The organism is Teichococcus oryzae (assembly GCF_008386565.1).
GTDB lineage: Bacteria > Pseudomonadota > Alphaproteobacteria > Acetobacterales > Acetobacteraceae > Pseudoroseomonas > Pseudoroseomonas oryzae.
In genome coordinates this window covers 243,313-262,203 of the sequence record NZ_VUKA01000002.1, presented here as the reverse complement: position 1 = coordinate 262,203, position 18,891 = coordinate 243,313, and the positions used below count along the sequence as shown (strand labels likewise).

Annotated in this window: 15 protein-coding genes, 1 tRNA gene and 1 pseudogene; 11 read left to right on the top strand and 6 right to left on the bottom strand. The window is 70.3% G+C overall.

Features of this window, described 5'->3' with window-relative positions; translation table 11 throughout:
• Window positions 1–30: 30 nt before the first annotated feature.
• A complete protein-coding gene (locus tag F0Q34_RS07355; RefSeq protein WP_149811515.1) occupies window positions 31–1,371 on the bottom strand; it encodes a glycosyltransferase family 4 protein in 1,341 nt (446 codons plus the stop codon).
• Between the two features lie 244 nt (window positions 1,372–1,615).
• Window positions 1,616–2,638 (bottom strand): C-terminal binding protein, encoded by a 1,023-nt coding sequence (locus F0Q34_RS07350; protein WP_149811514.1) that lies wholly within the window; start codon window positions 2,636–2,638, stop codon window positions 1,616–1,618.
• Between the two features lie 112 nt (window positions 2,639–2,750).
• Between F0Q34_RS07350 and F0Q34_RS07345 the strand changes: the two genes are divergently transcribed.
• Entirely contained in the window at window positions 2,751–3,500 is a 750-nt protein-coding gene (locus tag F0Q34_RS07345) for an SDR family NAD(P)-dependent oxidoreductase (RefSeq protein WP_149811513.1), read from the top strand.
• A gap of 16 nt (window positions 3,501–3,516) precedes the next feature.
• Here the strand turns inward: F0Q34_RS07345 and F0Q34_RS07340 are convergent, their stop codons facing one another.
• On the bottom strand, window positions 3,517–3,822 hold the full coding sequence (locus F0Q34_RS07340) for a hypothetical protein (RefSeq protein ID WP_149811512.1): 306 nt from the start codon (window positions 3,820–3,822) through the stop codon (window positions 3,517–3,519).
• Between the two features lie 151 nt (window positions 3,823–3,973).
• On the opposite strand from F0Q34_RS07340, the gene fdhD reads away from it, so the two are divergent.
• From fdhD to F0Q34_RS07290, 10 genes and pseudogenes are all read left to right on the top strand, one after another.
• Window positions 3,974–4,831, top strand: coding sequence for a formate dehydrogenase accessory sulfurtransferase FdhD (gene fdhD, locus F0Q34_RS07335; protein ID WP_149811511.1), 858 nt, complete (start codon window positions 3,974–3,976; stop codon window positions 4,829–4,831).
• A 125-nt stretch (window positions 4,832–4,956) separates the two neighbouring features.
• On the top strand, window positions 4,957–8,046 hold the full coding sequence (fdnG, locus tag F0Q34_RS07330; protein WP_149811510.1) for a formate dehydrogenase-N subunit alpha: 3,090 nt from the start codon (window positions 4,957–4,959) through the stop codon (window positions 8,044–8,046).
• Window positions 8,043–9,035 carry a formate dehydrogenase subunit beta gene (gene fdxH / locus F0Q34_RS07325; protein WP_149811509.1) on the top strand — a complete coding sequence of 331 codons (993 nt, stop codon included), beginning with the start codon at window positions 8,043–8,045 and terminating at the stop codon, window positions 9,033–9,035. The genes fdnG and fdxH overlap by 4 nt, the downstream gene beginning before the upstream one ends.
• Window positions 9,035–9,715: a formate dehydrogenase subunit gamma gene (locus F0Q34_RS07320; protein ID WP_149811508.1), complete on the top strand. Its 681-nt coding sequence runs from the start codon at window positions 9,035–9,037 to the stop codon at window positions 9,713–9,715. The genes fdxH and F0Q34_RS07320 overlap by 1 nt, the downstream gene beginning before the upstream one ends.
• A gap of 77 nt (window positions 9,716–9,792) precedes the next feature.
• Window positions 9,793–10,734 (top strand): formate dehydrogenase accessory protein FdhE, encoded by a 942-nt coding sequence (gene fdhE / locus F0Q34_RS07315; RefSeq protein ID WP_149811507.1) that lies wholly within the window; start codon window positions 9,793–9,795, stop codon window positions 10,732–10,734.
• 4 nt (window positions 10,735–10,738) lie between these two features.
• Window positions 10,739–12,136, top strand: coding sequence for an L-seryl-tRNA(Sec) selenium transferase (gene selA / locus F0Q34_RS07310; protein ID WP_206667967.1), 1,398 nt, complete (start codon window positions 10,739–10,741; stop codon window positions 12,134–12,136).
• Window positions 12,123–12,908 carry a tetratricopeptide repeat protein gene (locus F0Q34_RS07305; protein WP_149811506.1) on the top strand — a complete coding sequence of 262 codons (786 nt, stop codon included), beginning with the start codon at window positions 12,123–12,125 and terminating at the stop codon, window positions 12,906–12,908. The genes selA and F0Q34_RS07305 overlap by 14 nt, the downstream gene beginning before the upstream one ends.
• Window positions 12,905–14,776 (top strand): annotated as a pseudogene (gene selB, locus F0Q34_RS07300) (selenocysteine-specific translation elongation factor); the annotation flags it as partial. The gene F0Q34_RS07305 and the pseudogene selB, both read left to right, overlap by 4 nt.
• A gap of 69 nt (window positions 14,777–14,845) precedes the next feature.
• Window positions 14,846–14,941 (top strand) — tRNA-Sec (locus F0Q34_RS07295).
• Window positions 14,942–14,967: 26 nt separating this feature from the next.
• Entirely contained in the window at window positions 14,968–15,348 is a 381-nt protein-coding gene (locus F0Q34_RS07290) for a hypothetical protein (protein WP_149811505.1), read from the top strand.
• Window positions 15,349–15,391: 43 nt separating this feature from the next.
• Here F0Q34_RS07290 and F0Q34_RS22145 read toward each other — a convergent pair whose 3' ends face one another.
• From F0Q34_RS22145 to F0Q34_RS07275, 3 genes are all read right to left on the bottom strand, one after another.
• Window positions 15,392–15,745 carry a hypothetical protein gene (locus tag F0Q34_RS22145; protein WP_206667966.1) on the bottom strand — a complete coding sequence of 118 codons (354 nt, stop codon included), beginning with the start codon at window positions 15,743–15,745 and terminating at the stop codon, window positions 15,392–15,394.
• A 46-nt stretch (window positions 15,746–15,791) separates the two neighbouring features.
• Window positions 15,792–16,859: a selenide, water dikinase SelD gene (gene selD, locus F0Q34_RS07280; protein ID WP_149811504.1), complete on the bottom strand. Its 1,068-nt coding sequence runs from the start codon at window positions 16,857–16,859 to the stop codon at window positions 15,792–15,794.
• A gap of 96 nt (window positions 16,860–16,955) precedes the next feature.
• Entirely contained in the window at window positions 16,956–18,839 is a 1,884-nt protein-coding gene (locus tag F0Q34_RS07275) for a DNA/RNA non-specific endonuclease (protein WP_149811503.1), read from the bottom strand.
• Window positions 18,840–18,891: the final 52 nt, after the last annotated feature.

Sequence of the window (18,891 nt, the reverse complement as noted above, 5' to 3'; positions counted from 1 at the left end):
GGGACATTCAACCGCCTGTGCCAGACCGGTTCATGACACGGCGCCATCCCGCGCCGCAACAACAGCCGTGGGTTCGGCCCAGGCCGGGCCGCGCAGGCGGCGCCATCCCAGGACGCGCCGGGCTTGCGCCGGGCGCTGCTGGGTCACCTGGAGCAGAAGGTTGCCGACATCGCCGAAATGCTCATTCCAACTCGGCGCCACCCAGCCGGCCATGCGGGACAGCTGCGCCGCGCGTCCGGCGCTGCCTGGCGCCGCGTAATCCAGCACGGCGTCCCGCCAGGCGCTGCCGTCCAGCGGGTCGAGGTAATCCGGCACGGCGCCGCCCACCTCCCGCAGCGCCGGCAGATCTGAGCAGATGGCCGGCACGCCCAGGGCCAGGGCCTCGGCCAGGGGCAGGCCGTAGCCTTCCGCGAAGGAAGGGAACAACAGGGCGCGGGCGCCGCGCATCAGTTCCGTCACCCGCCGGTCGGACACCTGCCCGACCTCCCGCACCACCCCTTCCAGCGCGGCGCAGCGTTCCAGGATGTCGAGGACGTTCTCGTTTTCCCAGCCGCGCTTGCCGATGATCAGCAGGCGCGGCGCGGCGTCGCCCAGCTGCGCCTTCAGCGTGCGCCAGAGATGCAGCAGGAGGAGGTGGTTCTTGCGCGGCTCAATGGTGCCCAGCGCCACGAAATAGGGCTGCCCATCCGCGGCCGGCGAGGGTGCCGAGACGGCATCGATGCCCAGCGGCGCCACCAGCACCGGCGGCCGCGCGTGGCGGGTGGCGAGATAGGGCTCCAGCGCCTCGGCCGTTGCCGCCGAATTGGCGATGATGCCATCGGCCAGGGCGGCGGTGGTGCGGATGCGGCGCAGATGCTTCTCCGCCTGGCCGGGCCGCGCATATTCCGGATGCGTCAGCGGGATCAGGTCATGGATCATCGGCACAAAGGCGCAGCCGGCACGGCGCATCGCCTCGATCGGGCCGCTGCGGTCCAGGGCGCGGTGCGACACCAGCAGAAAGGCGAAGCGGAGGCGGCGCGCCAGCAGGCGGGACAGTTCCGTCCGGCCGAAGCCCAGCAGCAGGCGGCCCCGGGCCAGCGTTCCCAGCCGGGTGGCGCGGCGGAATGCCTGGCCATTGGCCTGATCCTCGCCCCAGGCCTCGCTCAGCGCTGCCACCAGCTCGCCCACCAGGCGGCGCGGCAGCAGCGCGAAGCCGCCCTGCAGTTCCTGGCCCACAAAGCTGCCCTGTTCCTCTGGCTGGGCAAGAAGATGTCGTGCATAAGCCAGCTCGACCCGGTCGATGCCGGAAGGGGTCCGCTTGCGCCCACAGCCCAGCAGCCTTGAGACATCAAGGATTACATGGGTGCCATCTTGGCGCGGAACTGCAGGCATTGTGAGTCCTCGGCATCATTCCCGCATTGCGTGTAAGGCAGGCGGAGGCACGCGCAACGATTGGAAGCCCTTGATGATGTTGCGCGTGCGAAGGGATGAGGACAATGTTCTGAAGAATCACTCTCGCGTCAATCGTAATCACTCGCCAGAGACACTTCTTATAGGTTGTATCACCTTCCTGCCACGAAAGCCGCCCTGCGGGCGGCTTCATTGATAAACCGGTAATCTTTTCGGGGAATCCTGCTTAATCCGCGTCCGGCGGAATCACGTTGCTCGACAGGCCTTCCAGCAACACGTCGCGCATGGTTTCGGCGCTCTTGATCCGGATGTCCTGCCAGGCATGCGGCGTGTGGAAGGCGCTGTGGGGGGTGACAGCCAGCCGCCCGGTCAGCCAGGCCTCCCGCGCGCGGTAGGCCGCCATCAGCGGATGCGGCGGCTCGGCCGGGGGCTCCACCGGCAGAACGTCGAGGCCGGCTCCGGACAGGTGTCCGTCCCGCAGGCAGCGCTCCAGCCCGTCGAGGTCCAGGATGGGGCCGCGCGCCGTGTTCACCACCACGGCGCCGCGCGGCAATTGCCGCAGCGCCACCTCGTCAACCAGCCCACGGGTGGTGCGGGTCAGCGGCGCGTGGATGGACAGGGTGTTAGTTTGCGCCAGGAATTCCGGCAGGGAGCGGATGCGGGTGATGCCCAGCGCGCGGTCCACGCCGTTCGGCAGGTAGGGGTCGTGGAAGATGACGCGGTAGCCGAAGGCCTTGGCCCGCAGCGCCACCGCCGTGCCGATCCGGCCCAGGCCCAGGATGCCGAAGGTCTGCGCCTCGGGCCGCTGGATCAGCGGGCTGTCGAGATAGCGCCATTCGGCCGGCGCGACGCCCTGGGAAGGCTCGCCGCGCTGCAGGTCGTGATGCAGCAGCAGGCCGCGGCGCAGCGCCATCACCAGGGCGATGGCATGGTCGGCCACCTCCGCCGTGCCGTAGTCGGGAACGTTGCAGACGGTGATGCCGCGCGCCGCCAGCGCCGGGCGGTCCAGCCGGTCATAGCCGACCCCCATCCGCACCACGACCTTCAGCTTGGGAAAGCGTTGCAGCTCGCTGCCGGGCAGCCAGTGGCGGAAGATGAACAGCCCCTCCGCCTCGGCGCATTGCTCATCCGGCAGCTCGGAAACGCTGTTGGGGCCGCCGCCGCGCAGCAGGCGCACGGTGGGGCCGAGGATCTCGGCCTCCAGCGCGGTGTCGGGGTACAGGCCTTCCGGCTCCAGCACGAGTCGCACCCTGGGTTTCCTCCATTGGGTCTGGTTCTTCGGCGGCAGGATGCGGGCGTGGCCTTGGGCGCGCAAGAGAGCCGATCTATCCTGCCGGTCCGGACAGAAGGGGCGGATTCTCATGGCATCTCGGCGCATTCTGGTGACCGGCGCGTCCAGCGGCATTGGCGCCGCCACGGTGCGCGCCCTGGCCGCGCCCGGCGTGGCGCTCGCCGTGCATGCCCGCAACAACCGCGATGGCGCCGAGCGCAGCGCCGCCGCCGCGCGGGAGCAGGGCGCCGAGGCGGAGGTGCTGATGGCCGACCTGGCCCGGCCGGAAGCGCCGGAACGGCTGGTGCAGGAGGCCGCCGCCGCCCTGGGCGGGCTGGACGTGCTGGTGTCCAATGCCGGCTTCGCCGACCGCACCCCGGTGGCCGGGCTGACGGATGCCGCCTTCGCCCACAGCCAGGACACCATCCTGGGCGCCCTGTTCCGCCTGGCGCGCGCCGCCGGGCCGATCCTGGCGGAAGGCGAGGCGCCGCGGCTGGTCGCCGTGTCCTCCTTCGTGGCGCATAATTTCCGCACCGATAGCACCGTGTTCCCGGCTTCCGCCGCGGCCAAGGCGGGGGTGGAGGCGCTGGTCAAGGCGCTGGCCCTGGAATGGGCGCCCCTGGTGACGGTGAACGCGGTGGCGCCGGGCTACACGGAAAAGGATTCCGGCGCGCATGCGGCGCTGGATGGCCCGGCCTGGGAGGCGGTGAAGGCGCGCATCCCCTTGCGCCGGCTGGGCAAGCCCGCGGATGTGGCGGCGGCGATCGCTTTTCTGGCTTCTCCCGCCGCCGGCTACATCACCGGCCAGTGCCTGCATGTGGATGGCGGCGTGGTGATCTGAGGCGGGCAGCCCGCCCTCAGGCCGCTTCCGCCAGCCCGGCGCGGTCATTGGCGGCGCCGGGCGCCTCCACCGCGGCGATGATCCCTCCCGGGCAGGCTTTCCCCGGCTGGCAGCCTGCGGCGAGGGCGTTCAGCGCGGCGATGACGTGGGATCTCGCCCTGCTGTTAGGTGATTGCGGGCGGCCAGCAGGCGGTCCAGCGCGTTTGGCCAGAATGGCGTGCATCCTGTCCGCCAGGGAAACGGTGGCCGGGCCCGCCAGGGAAGGAGCGGCCGGCGCCAGGAGCCTCCAGAACAGCAGCAGCATTCCGCCGGCGGGGCGCATCGTGATCTTCCGGCCATTCGCGACGGCCTTCGGCAATCACGGAAACGTCAATGACTTCTTTCAGGCCGGCCTGTGCGGCCTTGCCCCGCGGCCTCGGCAAGGCTTGGTCCGCTCGCCATCTGTTGTGGCGCGCGCTAGTCGGGAGGCAATGATGCGTCACAGCGATCCTGCCGAAGCGGTTCCTGACCTGCCGGAGGCCGCGCCCATCCCTTCCCCCCATGCCGCCAGCGAGGCGCGCCGCTGGAGGGCGGGTGTGGAGGCGGATGCGGCATCCTGCCTGTTGCCGGAGGAAGTGCCGGTTTCCTTCACCTATGGCCGCGCCAGCCAGGCGGTGATGATGGCCACCCCCTGCGACCTGGAGGATTTCGCTTATGGTTTCAGCCTGACCGAAGGGGTGATCGAGCGGCCGGAGCAGGTGACCGAGCTGGAGGTGGTGCCCCGCCCGGCCGGCATCGAGCTGCGCATGTCGCTGGCCGGGGACCGGCAGGACGCGCTGGCCCGGCGCCGCCGCCACATGGCCGGCCCTGTCGGCTGCGGCCTGTGCGGGCTGGAAAGCCTGGAAGCCGTGCTGCGCCCGCTGCCCCCCGTGCCGGCCGGAGGACGCATCGCGGCGTCCGAGGTGGCGGCGGCGCTTGGCGCCCTGGCTGAAGGCCAGTTCCTGCACCAGGCCACCCGGGCGGTGCATGCGGCCGGCTTCTGGCGGCCGGAACAGGGCCTGATCCTGGTGCGGGAAGATGTTGGCCGCCACAACGCGCTGGACAAGCTGGTGGGCGCGCTGTTGCGGGGCGGGATCGCGGCGCGCGACGGCGTGGTGGTGCTGACCAGCCGCGTTTCGGTGGAGATGGTGCAGAAGGCGGCGATGATCGGCGCGCCGATCCTGGTGGCGGTGTCGGCGCCCACCGCCCTGGCGACCCGCAGCGCCCAGGGTTGCGGCCTGACCCTGATCGCCCGCGCGCGCGGGCAGGGCTTCGAGGTGCACAGCCACCCCGCCAGGGTCGTGCCGGGCTAGGGCGCCGCCCCAGGGTGCCCTCCCGGGCTGGGGCGGAGGGGCCGATCAAGCTTGACATGAGCCGGGTGCCCATCCCAAGTCCTTGACCGGGACGTAGTGTTTTTATGGGATTAGGGAGGGCTGTCATGAACATGGAGCTCTCGCGGCGTGGCTTCTTGAAAGCCACCGGCGCGGGCGTTGCGGCAACATCCCTCGGAGCCATGGGCTTCGGGGCGGCGGAAGCGGCGGTGGCCGCCCATGTGCGCCCCATGAAGCTGGCCAACACCACCGAGACGCGCAACACCTGCCCTTACTGCTCGGTCGCCTGCGGCATCATCATCTATTCCAAGGGTGATGTGCGGAAGGGCGAGCAGGCCGATGTCGTCCATATCGAGGGCGATGCCGACCACCCGACCAATCTCGGCACGCTTTGCCCCAAGGGCGCGGCGCTGAAGGATTTCGTGCAGGCGCCGACGCGGCTGAAGCACCCGATGATCCGCAAGCCCGGCTCGGACAAGTTCGAGCAGGTGTCCTGGGACGTGGCGCTGGACCGCATCGCGCGCCTGATGAAGGACGACCGGGACGCCAATTTCCTGGCGGCCAACGCGGACGGGCTGGCGGTGAACCGCTGGACCACGACCGGCATGCTGGCGGCCTCCGCCACCACCAACGAGACGGCCTGGACCACCTTCAAGGTCGCCAAGGCGCTCGGCATTGTAGGATTCGACAACCAGGCTCGCGTCTGACACGGCCCCACGGTGTCCAGTTTGGGCCCGACATTTGGCCGTGGCGCGATGACGAACGCCTGGACCGATATCAAGAACACCGACCTCGTTGTCGTCATGGGCGGCAATGCGGCGGAAGCGCACCCTTGCGGCTTCAAATGGGTCACGGAGGCGAAAGCCCACCGCGGCGCCAAGCTCATTGTCGTGGACCCGCGCTACACCCGCACGGCCTCCGTGTCGGATTTCTACGCGCCGATCCGCCAGGGCACCGACATCGCCTTCCTGAACGGCGTGATCAATTACTGCATCCAGAACAACAAGGTGCAGTGGGAATACACCAAGGCCTACACCAACGCTTCCTTCATCGTGCAGGACGGCTTCGCCTACAGCGATGGCCTGTTCAGCGGCTATGACGAGGACAAGCGCGACTATGACCGGTCGAGCTGGGACTACGTCATGGACGAGGACGGCTTCGCCCGGACGGACCCGACGCTGCAGCACCCGCGCTGCGTCTGGAACCTGCTGAAGGAGCACGTCTCGGCCTACACGCCGGAAATGGTGGAGCGCATCTGCGGCACGCCCCGGGACAAGTTCCTGAAGGTGGCCGAGATGATCTCGGAATGCTCGTCGCCCACCAAGACGATGACGTCGATGTATGCCCTGGGCTGGACGCAGCATTCGCACGGCGCGCAGAACATCCGCGCCATGGCCATGCTGCAGCTGATCCTGGGCAATATCGGCGTGCGCGGCGGCGGCATGAACGCGCTGCGCGGCCATTCGAACATCCAGGGCCTGACCGATCTGGGCCTGATGTCGCACCTGCTCACCGGCTATCTGAACATGCCGACGGAGAAGGAGCCGGATTTCGAGACCTACATGTCCTCCCGGCAGTTCCGGCCGCTGCGGCCGGGCCAGACCTCCTACTGGCAGAACTACCGGAAGTTCATGGTCTCCTTCATGAAGGCCATGTATGGCGACGCCGCGACCGCGGAGAATGGCTGGGCCTACCACTACCTGTCCAAGCTCGACGTGCCCGCCTATGACGTTCTGCGCGTGTTCGAGATGATGAATGCGGGCCACGTCAACGGCTATATCTGCCAGGGCTTCAACCCGCTGCTGGCCTTCCCCAACCGGGGCAAGGTGGTGGCCGGCCTGTCGAAGCTGAAATTCCTCATCACCATGGACCCGCTGGACACGGAAACCGCCCGTTTCTGGGAAAACCATGGCGAGTTCAACGATGTGGACACAGCCTCGATCCAGACGGAGGTGATCCAGCTTCCCACCCGCTGCTTCGCGGAGGATCAGGGCTCGCTCACCAACTCAGGGCGTTGGCTGCAATGGTTCTGGCCGGCCGCCACGGCGCCGGGGGAGGCGCGGGCCGACACCTGGATCATGGCGCAGATCTTCCTGCGCATGCGGGAGCTGTACCGCAAGGAAGGCGGCGCCTTCCCCGATCCGCTGCTGAACCTGTCCTGGGAATACCATGACCCGGGCGACCCGGAGCCCGAGGAACTGGCCAAGGAGATCAATGGCCGCGCCCTGCGCGACCTGACCGATCCCAACGACCCGTCCAAGGTGCTGGTGCCGGCCGGCAAGCAGGTGCTGAACTTCTCGCAGCTGCGGGACGACGGCTCCACCATGTGCGGTTGCTGGATCTATTCCGGCAACTTCAACGAGAACGGCAACAACATGGCGCGCCGGGACAATCATGACCCGGACAACACCGGCGCCTATCTCGGCTGGACCTTTGCCTGGCCGCTGAACCGCCGGACCCTGTACAACCGTGCCTCGGCCGACCTGAACGGCAAGCCCTGGGACCCGTCCCGCAAGCTGATGGAATGGGATGGCACGAAATGGACCGGCTATGACGTTCCCGACATCGCGCCCAACGCGAAGCCGCAGGACGTCATGCCCTTCATCATGAACCAGGAAGGCGTTTCCCGGCTCTTTACCCGCGGCCTGCTGCGGGACGGCCCCTTCCCGGCGCATATGGAGCCGTTCGAAAGTCCGGTGCAGAATGTCTTCAACCGCAAGATGCGCGGCAATCCGGTGGGCCGGATCTTCGAGAGCGACATCTCGCAATTCGGCAATTCGGACGAGTTCCCTTATGCGGCGACTTCCTACCGCCTCACCGAGCATTTCCATTACTGGACCAAGCACAACCGGGTGAATGCGTCGCTGCAGCCCGAGTTCTTTGTTGAGTTGTCGGAGGAGCTGGCGGCGGAGAAGGGGATCAAGGCCGGCGGCTGGGTGCGCGTCTGGTCGAAGCGCGGCTCGGTCAAGGCCAAGGCGGTGGTGACCAAGCGCATCCGTCCGCTGATCTGCGACGGCAAGACGGTGCATGTGATCGGCATCCCGTTGCACTGGGGCTTCACCGGCACGGCCAAGAAGGGCTTCGGCCCCAATTCGCTCACGCCTTTCGTGGGTGAGGCCAATATCGAGACGCCGGGCTACAAGGCGTTCCTGGTCAATATCGAGCCGAGCACAGCGCCCGGGGGAGCGGTGGCATGAGCGACAGCCCACGCACGGCGGTCAGCAACCCGCCGACCCAGCCCATGCAAAGCAACCTTGGGCAGGGTGACCTGATCCGGCGCTCGGCGACGGCGGACCTGCCGCCGCCGACGCGCCAGCTCACCGCGGTCGCCAAGCTGATCGATGTGTCGAAATGCATCGGCTGCAAGGCGTGCCAGTCGGCCTGCGTCGAATGGAACGACACCTATCCGGAGGTGGGGGAGAATGCGGGGGTCTACGAGAACCCGCATGATCTGACCGAGAACATGTTCACCCTGATGCGCTTCACGGAATGGGTGAACCCGGAAACCGACAGCCTGGAATGGCTGATCCGCAAGGATGGCTGTATGCATTGCGCCGATCCGGGTTGCCTCAAGGCCTGCCCGGCGCCCGGCGCCATTGTGCAGTATTCCAACGGCATCGTGGACTTCATCCACGAGAACTGCATCGGCTGCGGCTATTGCGTGAAGGGCTGCCCCTTCAACATCCCGCGCATCTCCAAGGCGGATCACCGCTCCTACAAATGCACCCTGTGCTCCGACCGCGTCGCGGTCGGGCAGGGGCCGGCCTGCGCCAAGGCCTGCCCGACGGGGGCGATCGTGTTCGGCACCAAGGCGGACATGATCAAGCACGCGGAAGGGCGCATCGCGGACCTGAAGTCGCGCGGCTACGCCAATGCCGGGCTGTATGATCCGCCCGGCGTCGGCGGCACGCATGTGATGTATGTGCTGCACCACAACGACAAGCCGCACATCTACGCCAACCTGCCGGACGACCCGAAGATATCGCCCCTGGTGCAGGGCTGGAAGGGCGTCACCAAATATGTCGGCATCGCCGCCATGAGCATGATGGCGGTGGGCAGCGTCATCCATGGCGTCTTCGCCCGGCCCAACCGCGTCGCCCCCGAGGATGAGGAGAACGCCGAGAAGCTGGTGGAAGGCAAGCCGGTTCCGCCGCCCAACGACGCCACCACCTCGGGAGGGCGCTGATGGTGGAGAAGATCCAGCCGGGGGATGCCATCCACCCCGGCAAGCCGGTCACGGTGGACCGCTACGGGCCGGGCGCGCGGGTGAACCACTGGATCACGGCGGCCAGCCTGATCCTGCTGGCGATCTCGGGCCTCGCGCTGTTCACGCCCTCGCTCTACTTCCTGACCAGCCTGTTCGGCGGCGGGCAGAACACGCGCGCCCTGCATCCCTGGATCGGAGTGGTGCTGTTCCTGTCCTTCTTCGTGTTCTTCTTCCAGCTCTGGCGGGCCAACCTGCCGGAGCGGGTGGACATCATCTGGCTGTCGAAGATCCGCGACCTGCTCAGCGGCCATGAGGAGAACCTGCCCGAGCTGGGCAAATACAATGCCGGGCAGAAGTTCATCTTCTGGGCCATGACCCTGCTGATCCTGGTGCTGATCGGCACGGGGGTGATGATCTGGGAACAATACTTCGCCGAATACTTTACCATTCCGGCGCGGCGCGTGGCGGTGCTGGCGCATTCGGTCGCGGCGGTGCTGATCATCTGCATCTTCATCCTGCATGTCTACGCGGCCATCTGGACGCGCGGCACGCTGCGGGCGATGACGCGGGGCTCGGTGACCGGCGGATGGGCTTGGCGCCACCACCGGAAATGGCTGCGGGAACTGGCGGGGCAGCGCAAGACCGGCCCGGCCAAGTAGGTTTTTTCTTCTTTATCCGCGCCGTGGCCGCGATGGCGGCCCGGCGCCTGTGGCCGGTCCGGCCCGACGAGGTGTGAATGTCCAGTTCCTCCGGCCTCCAACCCGATCCTTCCATGATCGGGCGCCTCGTGAAGCCCGCCTTCGCCCTGCTGCCCGATCCGCCTTCCTTGTTCCGGCAGCGGGCGGAGCGCTTCGCCATGCTGGCCGAGGGCCATGACCTCGCGCCCTATCTTAGCTTCCTGGGCGCGCTGGCCGCGGTGCAGGCCGATCTGGCCGCGCGGCCGCCGGCTCCCACGCCGCTTCCGGCGGAACAGGTGGAACGCGCCCGCGCCAACGCCATGCCGCCGCTGGACCGCGCGGCGCTCGGCGCCTCGGCCGGGCTGCGCGGCACCATCGCGCAATTCCTGGAGGCGCTGGAACCGGTGGACATGCCGGCCCAGGCGGCGGAAGCGCTGCGCTCGCTGCGCCAGGCGCCCCCTTCCGTGCTGGACGAGATGATCGGCAACGTCATGGGCGATGCCATTCCGTTCGAGACGCTGGCGCAGCACCTGTTCCTGTCCGCCGCGGCGCAGGTCCAGGCGGCGCGGCTGGCCGCCACGCTGGAGGCGGACAGGCTGGTGCCGCTGGACACCGGCCTGTGCCCGGTTTGCGGCGGCCCGCCGGCTTCCTCCATCGTGGTGGGGCATCAGGGGGCGGAGGGCGCCCGCTATGCCGCCTGCGCCTTCTGCGGCACGCGCTGGAACGAGGTGCGCATCAAATGCCTGGCCTGCGGCTCCACCAAGGGCGTCGGCTACAAATCCGCCGAGGCGGCCGATGACCAGGGCGGAACCGCCGTGGAAGCCACGGTCAAGGCGGAATGCTGCGATTCCTGCCGTTCCTGGGTGAAGATCCTCTATGCCGACCGGAACCCGTCGCTGGAGCCGGTGGCGGATGACGTCGCCAGCCTCGGCCTCGACCTGCTGATGCAGGACACCGAGTACCGCCGCGCCGGCTTCGATCCTTTCCTGATCGGATACTAGGCCGATGATGGACAAGGCCGCGCTGCGCGCCCTGCCATCGGTGGACCGCGTCCTGGGGGCACCAAGCTGCGCGCCGGTCCTGCGACGCTTCGGCCGGTCCGAGGCCACCGCCGCCATCCGGGCCGAACTGGCCGCCATCCGCGCCACTCCCGCCGCCACGTCCCTGCCGGATGCGGATGCCATCGCCGCCCGCGCGTCGGCGGCGCTGGAGGCGCGGCACCGCTCCGGCCTGCGCCCCCTGTTCAACCTGACCGGCACGGTGCTGCACACCAATCTGGGCCGCGCCATCCTGGCGGAAGCGGCGGTGGAGGCCGCCACCGCCGCCATGCGCGACGCCGTGGCGCTGGAATTCGACCTCGCCACCGGCAAGCGGGGCGAGCGGGACGACCATCTGCGCGCCCTGCTGTGCGAGCTGACCGGGGCGGAAGACGCCACGGTGGTCAACAACAACGCCGCCGCCGTGCTGATCGCGCTGAACACCCTGGGCGAGGGGCGGCAGGCGGTGGTGTCGCGCGGCGAGCTGATCGAGATCGGCGGCGCCTTCCGGATGCCCGACATCATGGCGCGCGCCGGGGTGAGGCTGGTCGAGATCGGCACCACCAACCGCACCCACCCGCGCGACTACCGCGCCGCGCTCGGTCCCGAGGTGGGGCTGCTGCTGAAGGTGCACACCTCCAACTACCGCATCGAGGGCTTCACCGCCGAGGTCGGCGGCGCCGCGCTCGCCGCCATCGCGCGGGAAGCGGGGGTGCCGCTGCTGAACGACCTCGGTTCCGGCACGCTCACCGACCTGTCGCACCACGGCCTGCAACGGGAGCCGACGGTGCGGGAAGCGGTGGAGGAGGGGGCGGACCTCGTCACCTTTTCCGGGGACAAGCTGCTGGGCGGCCCGCAGGCCGGCTTCATCGTCGGCCGGCGCGAGCTGATCGGGGCGATCAACCGCAACCCGATGAAGCGCGCCCTGCGGGTGGACAAGATCCGCCTGGCCGCGTTGGAAGCCACGCTGAAGCTGTACCGCGACCCCGACCGCCTGGCCGAGCGGCTGCCGACGCTGGGCCTGCTGGCCCGCCGCGCGCCGGAGATCGAGGCCCAGGCGCGCCGGCTGCTGGATGCTGTGGAACAGGCGCTGCCCGCCGACATCGCGGTGGAGGCCGTGCCCTGCCGCAGCCAGATCGGCTCCGGCGCCCTGCCGCTCGACACCCTGCCGAGCTTCGCGCTGCGCTTCACCGCGCCGCGCGGGCGCGACCTGGAGGCGTTCGTGGCCGCGCTGCGCGCCCTGCCGCGCCCGGTGATCGGCCGGCTGCGGGATGGCGCCCTGCTGCTCGACCTGCGCTGCCTGACCGACGAGGCGGCGTTCCTCGACAACCTCGCCGCCCTGGCATCCGGCCATGGGATTGTTTGACCGCTTCCGGCGCGCCGCCGCGCCGCCGCCCGACCCGATGCAGCAGGCCATGGCCGCCTTCGCCCAGGGCGACCACGCCGCCGCGCTGAATCTGTGGGAGCCGCTCGCCCGCGCCGGCGATCCGCAGGCGCAATGCAACATCGCCGCCTGCTTCCTGGACGGCCTCGGGGTCGCGCCCGATCCGAAGCTGGCGCTGCGCTGGCTGGAGCCGGCGGCGGCCGCCGGCTATCCCACCGGCCAGCGCCTGCTGGCCGGGCTGCTGCTGCGCGGCGACGAAGGCATCGACCCGGATGAAGGCCGCGCCATCGCGCTGTATCGCGCGGCCGCGGAGCAGGGCGACGCCCCGGCGCAGGACATGCTGAGCTGGCTGCTGCTGGAAGGCGAGATGCTGCCGCCCGACCCGGCCGAGGCCCGCCGCTGGGCGCTGCTGGCGGCGGAGGCCGGCATCGCCTCCTCCATGACCCGCATGGGCATGCTGTACCACCACGCGCTCGGCGTGGAGCGCGACGTGGCGGAGGCCGCCCGCTGGTGGCGGCGCGGGGCCGAGCGCGGCGACGCCGATGGCCAGGCCATGCTGGGCGCCGCGCTGCACATGGGGGCCGGCGTGGCGCCGGACCCGGTGGCGGCGCTGGCCTGGCTGCTGCGCGCCCGGGCCGGCGGCAGCGCCCTGGCGCGGCCCTTCCTCGACCCGGTGCGCGCCGCCCTCGATCCCGCCGGCATCGCCGAGGCCGAAGCGCGCGCCGCCGCGCCATTGCCGGAGCCCTCCGCATGATCATCGGCACGGCGGGCCATATTGACCATGGCAAGACGGCGCTGGTGCAGGCCCTGACCGGCACCGACGCGGACCGGCTGAAGGAGGAGAAGGCGCGCGGCATCACCATCGAGCTGGGCTTCGCCTATCTGGCCGAGGGTGGCCGCGTCACCGGCTTCGTCGACGTGCCGGGGCATGAGCGCTTTGTCCACACCATGCTGGCCGGGGCGGGCGGCATCGACTTCGCCCTGCTGGTGGTGGCCGCCGATGACGGGGTGATGCCGCAGACGCGGGAGCATCTGGCGATCCTCGACCTGCTGGGCATCCGGCGCGGCATGGTGGCGCTGAGCAAGGCCGACCTGGCCGACGCGGCGCGCATCGCCGATGTCACCGCGGAGATCCGCGCCCTGCTGGCCGGCACCGCCCTGGCCAGGGCCCCGGTCCTGCCGGTGTCCGCCCGCACGGGGCAAGGCATCGCGGCGCTGAAGGCCGCGCTGCTGGAAGCGGAGGCGGAAACGGCGGCGCCGGAGGAGGCGGGCGCCTTCCGCCTGTCGGTGGATCGCTGCTTCACCCTGGCCGGCGCCGGCACGGTGGTGACCGGCACGGTGCTGTCCGGGGCGGTGTCGGTGGGCGATGCGGTGGTGGTCAGCCCGCGCGGCATCCCGGCCCGCATCCGCTCCATCCACGCGCAGAACCGCCCCGCCCAGCGCGGCGCCGCGGGCCAGCGCTGCGCCCTCAACCTGGCGGGGGAGAGCATCTCCAAGGATGCGGTGGCGCGGGGCGACATGGTGCTGGCCGCCCCTCTGCACGCCCCCACCGACCGCGTCGACGCGCGGCTGCGCGTGCTGCCGGGGGAGCCGAAGCCGATCGGCACCTGGTTCCCCGCCCGCCTGCACCATGCCAGCGCCGAGGTGGGCGCCCGCATCGTGCCGCTGGGCGATCCGCTGGTGCCGGGGGAGGCCGGGCCGGTGCAACTGGTGCTGGACCAGCCCATCGCTGCCGCCGTGGGCGACCGATTCATCCTGCGCGACGTTTCGGCGCAGCGCACCCTGGGCGGCGGCCGCTTCCTCGACCTGCGGGCGCCGGCCCGCAGGCGCCGCACGCCCGAGCGCCTGGCGCAGCTGGAGGCGCTGTCGGAGCATGATCCAGGCACGGCCCTGCGCCGGCTGCTGGCCCTGTCCCCGTATCAGGTGGAGCTGACAGGCTTCGCCCGCGACCATGCCCTGACCGAGGCCGAAGGCCGCGCCCTGGCCGGGGCGCTCGGCGCCGTGGTGATCGAGGCCGCCGGCCTGCGCCACGCGCTGCTGCCGGAACACTGGGACGCCTTTCGCCGCAGCCTCCTCGACGAGGCCGGCCGCTTCCACGAGGAGAACCCTGACATCCAAGGCATCGGGCGGGAGCGGCTGCGCCTGCTCGTGCAGCCGCGCCTGCCCGCCCCCGCCTTCCGTGCGGCGCTGGAGCGGGAGGCGGCGGCCGGCGCCATCGTGCTGGAAGGGGCGTTTGTGCGCCTGCCGCAACATGAGGTGCGGCTGGACCCCGCGGATGAGGCGCTGTTCGCCCGCGCCGCGCCGCTGCTGGGGGGCGAGGCCCGCTTCCGCCCGCCGCGCGTGCGCGACCTCGCCACCTTGTTCGAGGTGCCGGAGCCGGAGATGCGGCGCGTGCTGAAGGCCTGCGCGCGGCTCGGGCGGCTCGACCAAGTGGCGCAGGACCATTTCTTCCTGCGCGCCACCACGGCCGAGATGGCGGCGATCGCCTGCGATGTCGCCGCGCGGACGCCCGATGGCTGGTTCGCCGCCGCCGCCTTCCGCGACCGCATGGACAATGGCCGCAAGGTCGCCATCCAGATCCTGGATTTCTTCGACCGCCACGGCCTGACCTTGCGCCGCGGCGATCTGCGGCGCATCAATCCCCACCGGACCGACCTGTTCGGCCCCGTGGCGCCGGCTTCGGCCAAGGATGGAAGAGAGTCGCTCCCGGTGGGGCGTCCGGACTTCAAATCCGGGTGGGGCAGCGAGACTGTCCCGGGTGGGTTCGACTCCCATTCTCTTCCGCCAAACCCTTCCGCCCCGGACGATGCCGCATGACCGCGCCGATCAACACCGATTTCGATGAATGGCTGGTGCGGACCTATGCCGAGGTGGGCGATTTTACCGTGCTGTTCGTGCTGCTGCGGATCACAGACACCACGGTGGAGCCGCTGCGCTCCGCCTGGCTGCATGTGGTGGGAGACGAGACGCGCTGGCCGGACATGGCGCGGCTGTTCATCGGCGCCGGCGTGGAATGGTCCGCCGCCGTGTTCTTCCGCGCCGGCCGCGAAGGGCTGGTGCCGGATGGGGAAGCGCGGGCAAGGCTCGGCGCCCTGACCCGCAAGCTGCACGAGGACCGCTCCCTGATCCGCGAGGGCGAATTCTTCAACGCCGATGGGCTTCGCCTGCGGCTGGACGAACAGCCGGCGCATTGAAGGAAAGGCGCGCGCCTTTCCTTCCGGGGATCAGCCCGAGAAATTAACAGGAGGCCCGCTTCGGCGCGCCGATCGGGTCCAGGCCGCGCGCCGTTGGCGGCTGCCAGGTGCGGGAACCGTTCACCGCCCCGCTGGTGTTGGTGCCGATATGCGAGCCGCCCGTGCCGCCGCTCCACCCCGTGGAGCCGGCATTGCCGGGGGCGGTGCCGTCCCCGGTGTTGCGTGCCGGGGGCGTCGCGGCCTCGGCCCGGCTGCCCGTTTCGCAGCCATTGGCCTGCTGGCTGGCCGGGCCCTGCTGCCGGGCCGATGGGGTCTGCGCCGCCGTGGCGCCGTCCGGCGCCGGGGAAAGCAGCATGGGAATGGCCAGCATGGCCAGCATCGTGAGGCGCGGAATCATGAGCATGTCCTCCAAGGCGGGGCGCCGCCAGGGCGGCCATTGCGATCTAACGCCCGGCGAGGCTTCCGGTCACCACCACCCGGGCTTCGCCGGCCACCGCTTCGCCGATGCGGGCCGCCATGGGGTAGCCGGCGGCGCGGATCCGCTCCACCAGCGCATCGGCCCGCGTCCCGTCGCAGGCGATCAGCAGCCCGCCCGAGGTTTGCGGATCGCAGAGCAGGTGGCGCTGCCAGTCGGGGCAGCCTTCCGGCAGGGCGATGGCGTCGCCATAGCTGTCCCAGTTGCGGTGGGAGGCACCGGTGACGAAGCCTTCCCACGCCAGCGCCGCCGCATGGGCCAGCCGCGGCACGGCCGCCGCGTCGAGGCGCAGCGTGACGCCGGAGCCGCGCGCCATTTCCAGCGCATGGCCGAGCAGGCCGAAGCCGGTGACGTCGGTGATGCCATGCACCGCCGCGTCCCCCGACAATTCGCCGCCGATGCGGTTCAGCAGGGTGGTGGAGGCCAGCATCTCGGCATAGGCGCCATCCGGCAACGCGCCGCGCTTGATCGCCGCGGAATAATGGCCGACGCCCAGGCCCTTGGTCAGGATCAGCGCGTCGCCCGGCCGGGCGCCCGTGTTGCGGCGCAGCTGGTCAGGCCGGCCGAGGCCGATCACGGCCAGGCCGTAGATCGGCTCGGGCGAGTCGATGGAATGGCCGCCGGCCACGGGGATGCCGGCCTCGGCGCAGACCGAGGCGCCGCCGGCCAGGATCTCGCGGATCACCTCCGGCGCCAGCTTGTTGATCGGCATGCCGAGGATGGCCAGCGCCATGATCGGGCGGCCGCCCATGGCGTAGATGTCGGAAATGGCGTTGGTGGCGGCGATGCGGCCGAAATCGCGCGGATCATCCACCATCGGCATGAAGAAATCCGTGGTGGCGAGCACGGTCAGGTTCTCGTCCACCTTCCACACCGCCGCGTCGTCGGCCGTTTCGGCGCCGACCAGCAATTGCGGGAAGGGGCCGGCGCCCGGCTGGTTGGCCAGCAGCGCTTGCAGGACGGAGGGCGCCAGCTTGCAGCCGCAGCCGCCGCCATGCGCCAGTTCCGTCAGCCGCGCGGGGGACATGTTGTTCATCGCCGGGCCATCCCTTTTCCTGCCAGCCCTAGACATGGCGGCTCGGGGCGCGGGTTGAAAGCCGTCGCGCTCCCGGTGGAGCATCCCTGTGGCGCATCAGGCGAGCAGATCGGCGCGGCTCAGCACCTCGGTGATGGCCGGCCGCTCCCGCTGCCGCAGCCCTTCCGGGCGCGCTTCCATCTGTTTCAGCGCGCCGAAGCGCAGTCCGGTGCGCCGCTCCAGCTCCGCGAGCGGCACGCGAAACAGGCGGAACGGATCGAGCGCCAGCGTTTCGATGCGGTCCAGCAGGTCTTCCTGCGTCAGCACAAAGGCGCGAACGGTCAGGCGGTTGTCCGCGTCGGCGTCGCGGAAGGCCAACAGCTTCCAGAAGGCCTGGGGGATGCGGGTGCCGCGGTAAACCGGGTCGTCCTCCGCGAAGATGGGGCCCGCCATGACCGACAGGCGCAGCCGGTCGATGGAGGCTTCCTCCATGATGGCATCCTCCAGCTCCCCCCACAGCCCGCCGGCGCGGCTCTGGTTGAAGCCCTGGTGCTGCGGCGCGATGTTGGTGAAGTAGAAGGAATCCCGATTGGCGCGCTGCGCTTCCTCATCCGGTCCCCAGACCAGGTCGGCGCGCCGCGCCAGATGGCCGCGGTCCAGGCGGTTGGCGGCATAAACCTCCTCGCCAAGCTGGTTCGCCGCGCCGACCTTGGGATCGAGGCGGAAATCGAGCCCCTTGCGGCCGAAGCCCTTCAGCGCCCTTCCGTCGATGTTCCAGGCCACCCACAGCGCCAGCTTGCGCCCCCGGCTCATCGCCAGGGAGAAATGCGTGTGATGGACGACCTTGCCATCCCTGGTGTCCAGCACATCCGCCGCCAGCTTCGGGCCGGGCTGCGGAAAGGGGACGGGATCGTTGAGGAAGCCGGGATCGAAGCCCTCGCCGCGGGCCTGCCGCACCGCATCGGATGATGGGGGGACCAGGGCGACCTGCAGCTTCTCCAGCGCGGCATGGGCATAGCCGGCGATGGCATGTTCCCCCGGCTCGGCATCACCTTCGCCGGCGAAATGCAGGCCGAGCATCACTTCGGTGGCGCGGCCGCGCGGATCGCTGGCCATCCAGGCGGAACCGGAATCGCCGCCCATGCTGATCTCACCACCCGGGGCTGGGCGCTTCGGGTCGGGGCCGATCTCGAAGCCGCCAATGTCGCGCCCGCCCGCCGCGCCGCCATAGTCGAGCCGCACCATCACCTCGATGCGGGTGACGCGGCCATGCGTGACGCCGGTGGTGCGGCCGGATTTCACCACCCTGTCGCCCAGCTCGGCGCGCGCGACCTGTGCCGGCGCCACCTCCAGCCCGATGATCTCCGGCGCCACGCCGCGGCCCTCCAGCCGCACCACCGCGCAATCCCCGGCGGCACCCAGATGCGAGCGCAGCAGGGAGCCGACGCCATTCGCCTCGATGGCGTTGTCGTCGAACGGGCCGGGCTGCACCACCCTGTCGCCGATCCGGCCCCTGGGCCCATGCAGCACATGCCAGTTGGACAGGCCGCAGGCGGCGCCGTCCCGCAGGTCATAGACGATGGCACCCAGGGTGCCGGCGGTTTCCTGCGGATGCGCGATGCTGCAGCCGGGGCGCACCGGGTCCAGCCGCTGCTTGCGGATGTCCTTGGCCATGCGCTCGGGCCCCACCAGCTCCCAGGCGGGGCGGAAGCGGCGCTGCAGCACGTCCGTCGGCACCTCCATCCCGTCAATGGTGAAGGAGGCAGGAAGGAGCGGGATGCGCTCGGCTTCCAGGGTTTCGGGCGCCAGCTTGCGGTCCACGGTGAACTGGATCGCCAGCTCGCCGGTTTCCCGGCCATCGCGGACCTTGTAGCCGATGCCGACCGAGGTGACGTGGGGCTGCCGCAACAACTCCGGCCCGCGGCTGCGGATGAATTGCCGCAGCGCCTCGGGGCTGGGGCGCTTCGCCGTTCTGGCGGCGGGTCGGGGGGTGCGAGCCATGGGGCGGCCTCCTGCCGGGAAAACCCGGCTTCCGGCATACCGGAAGCCGACG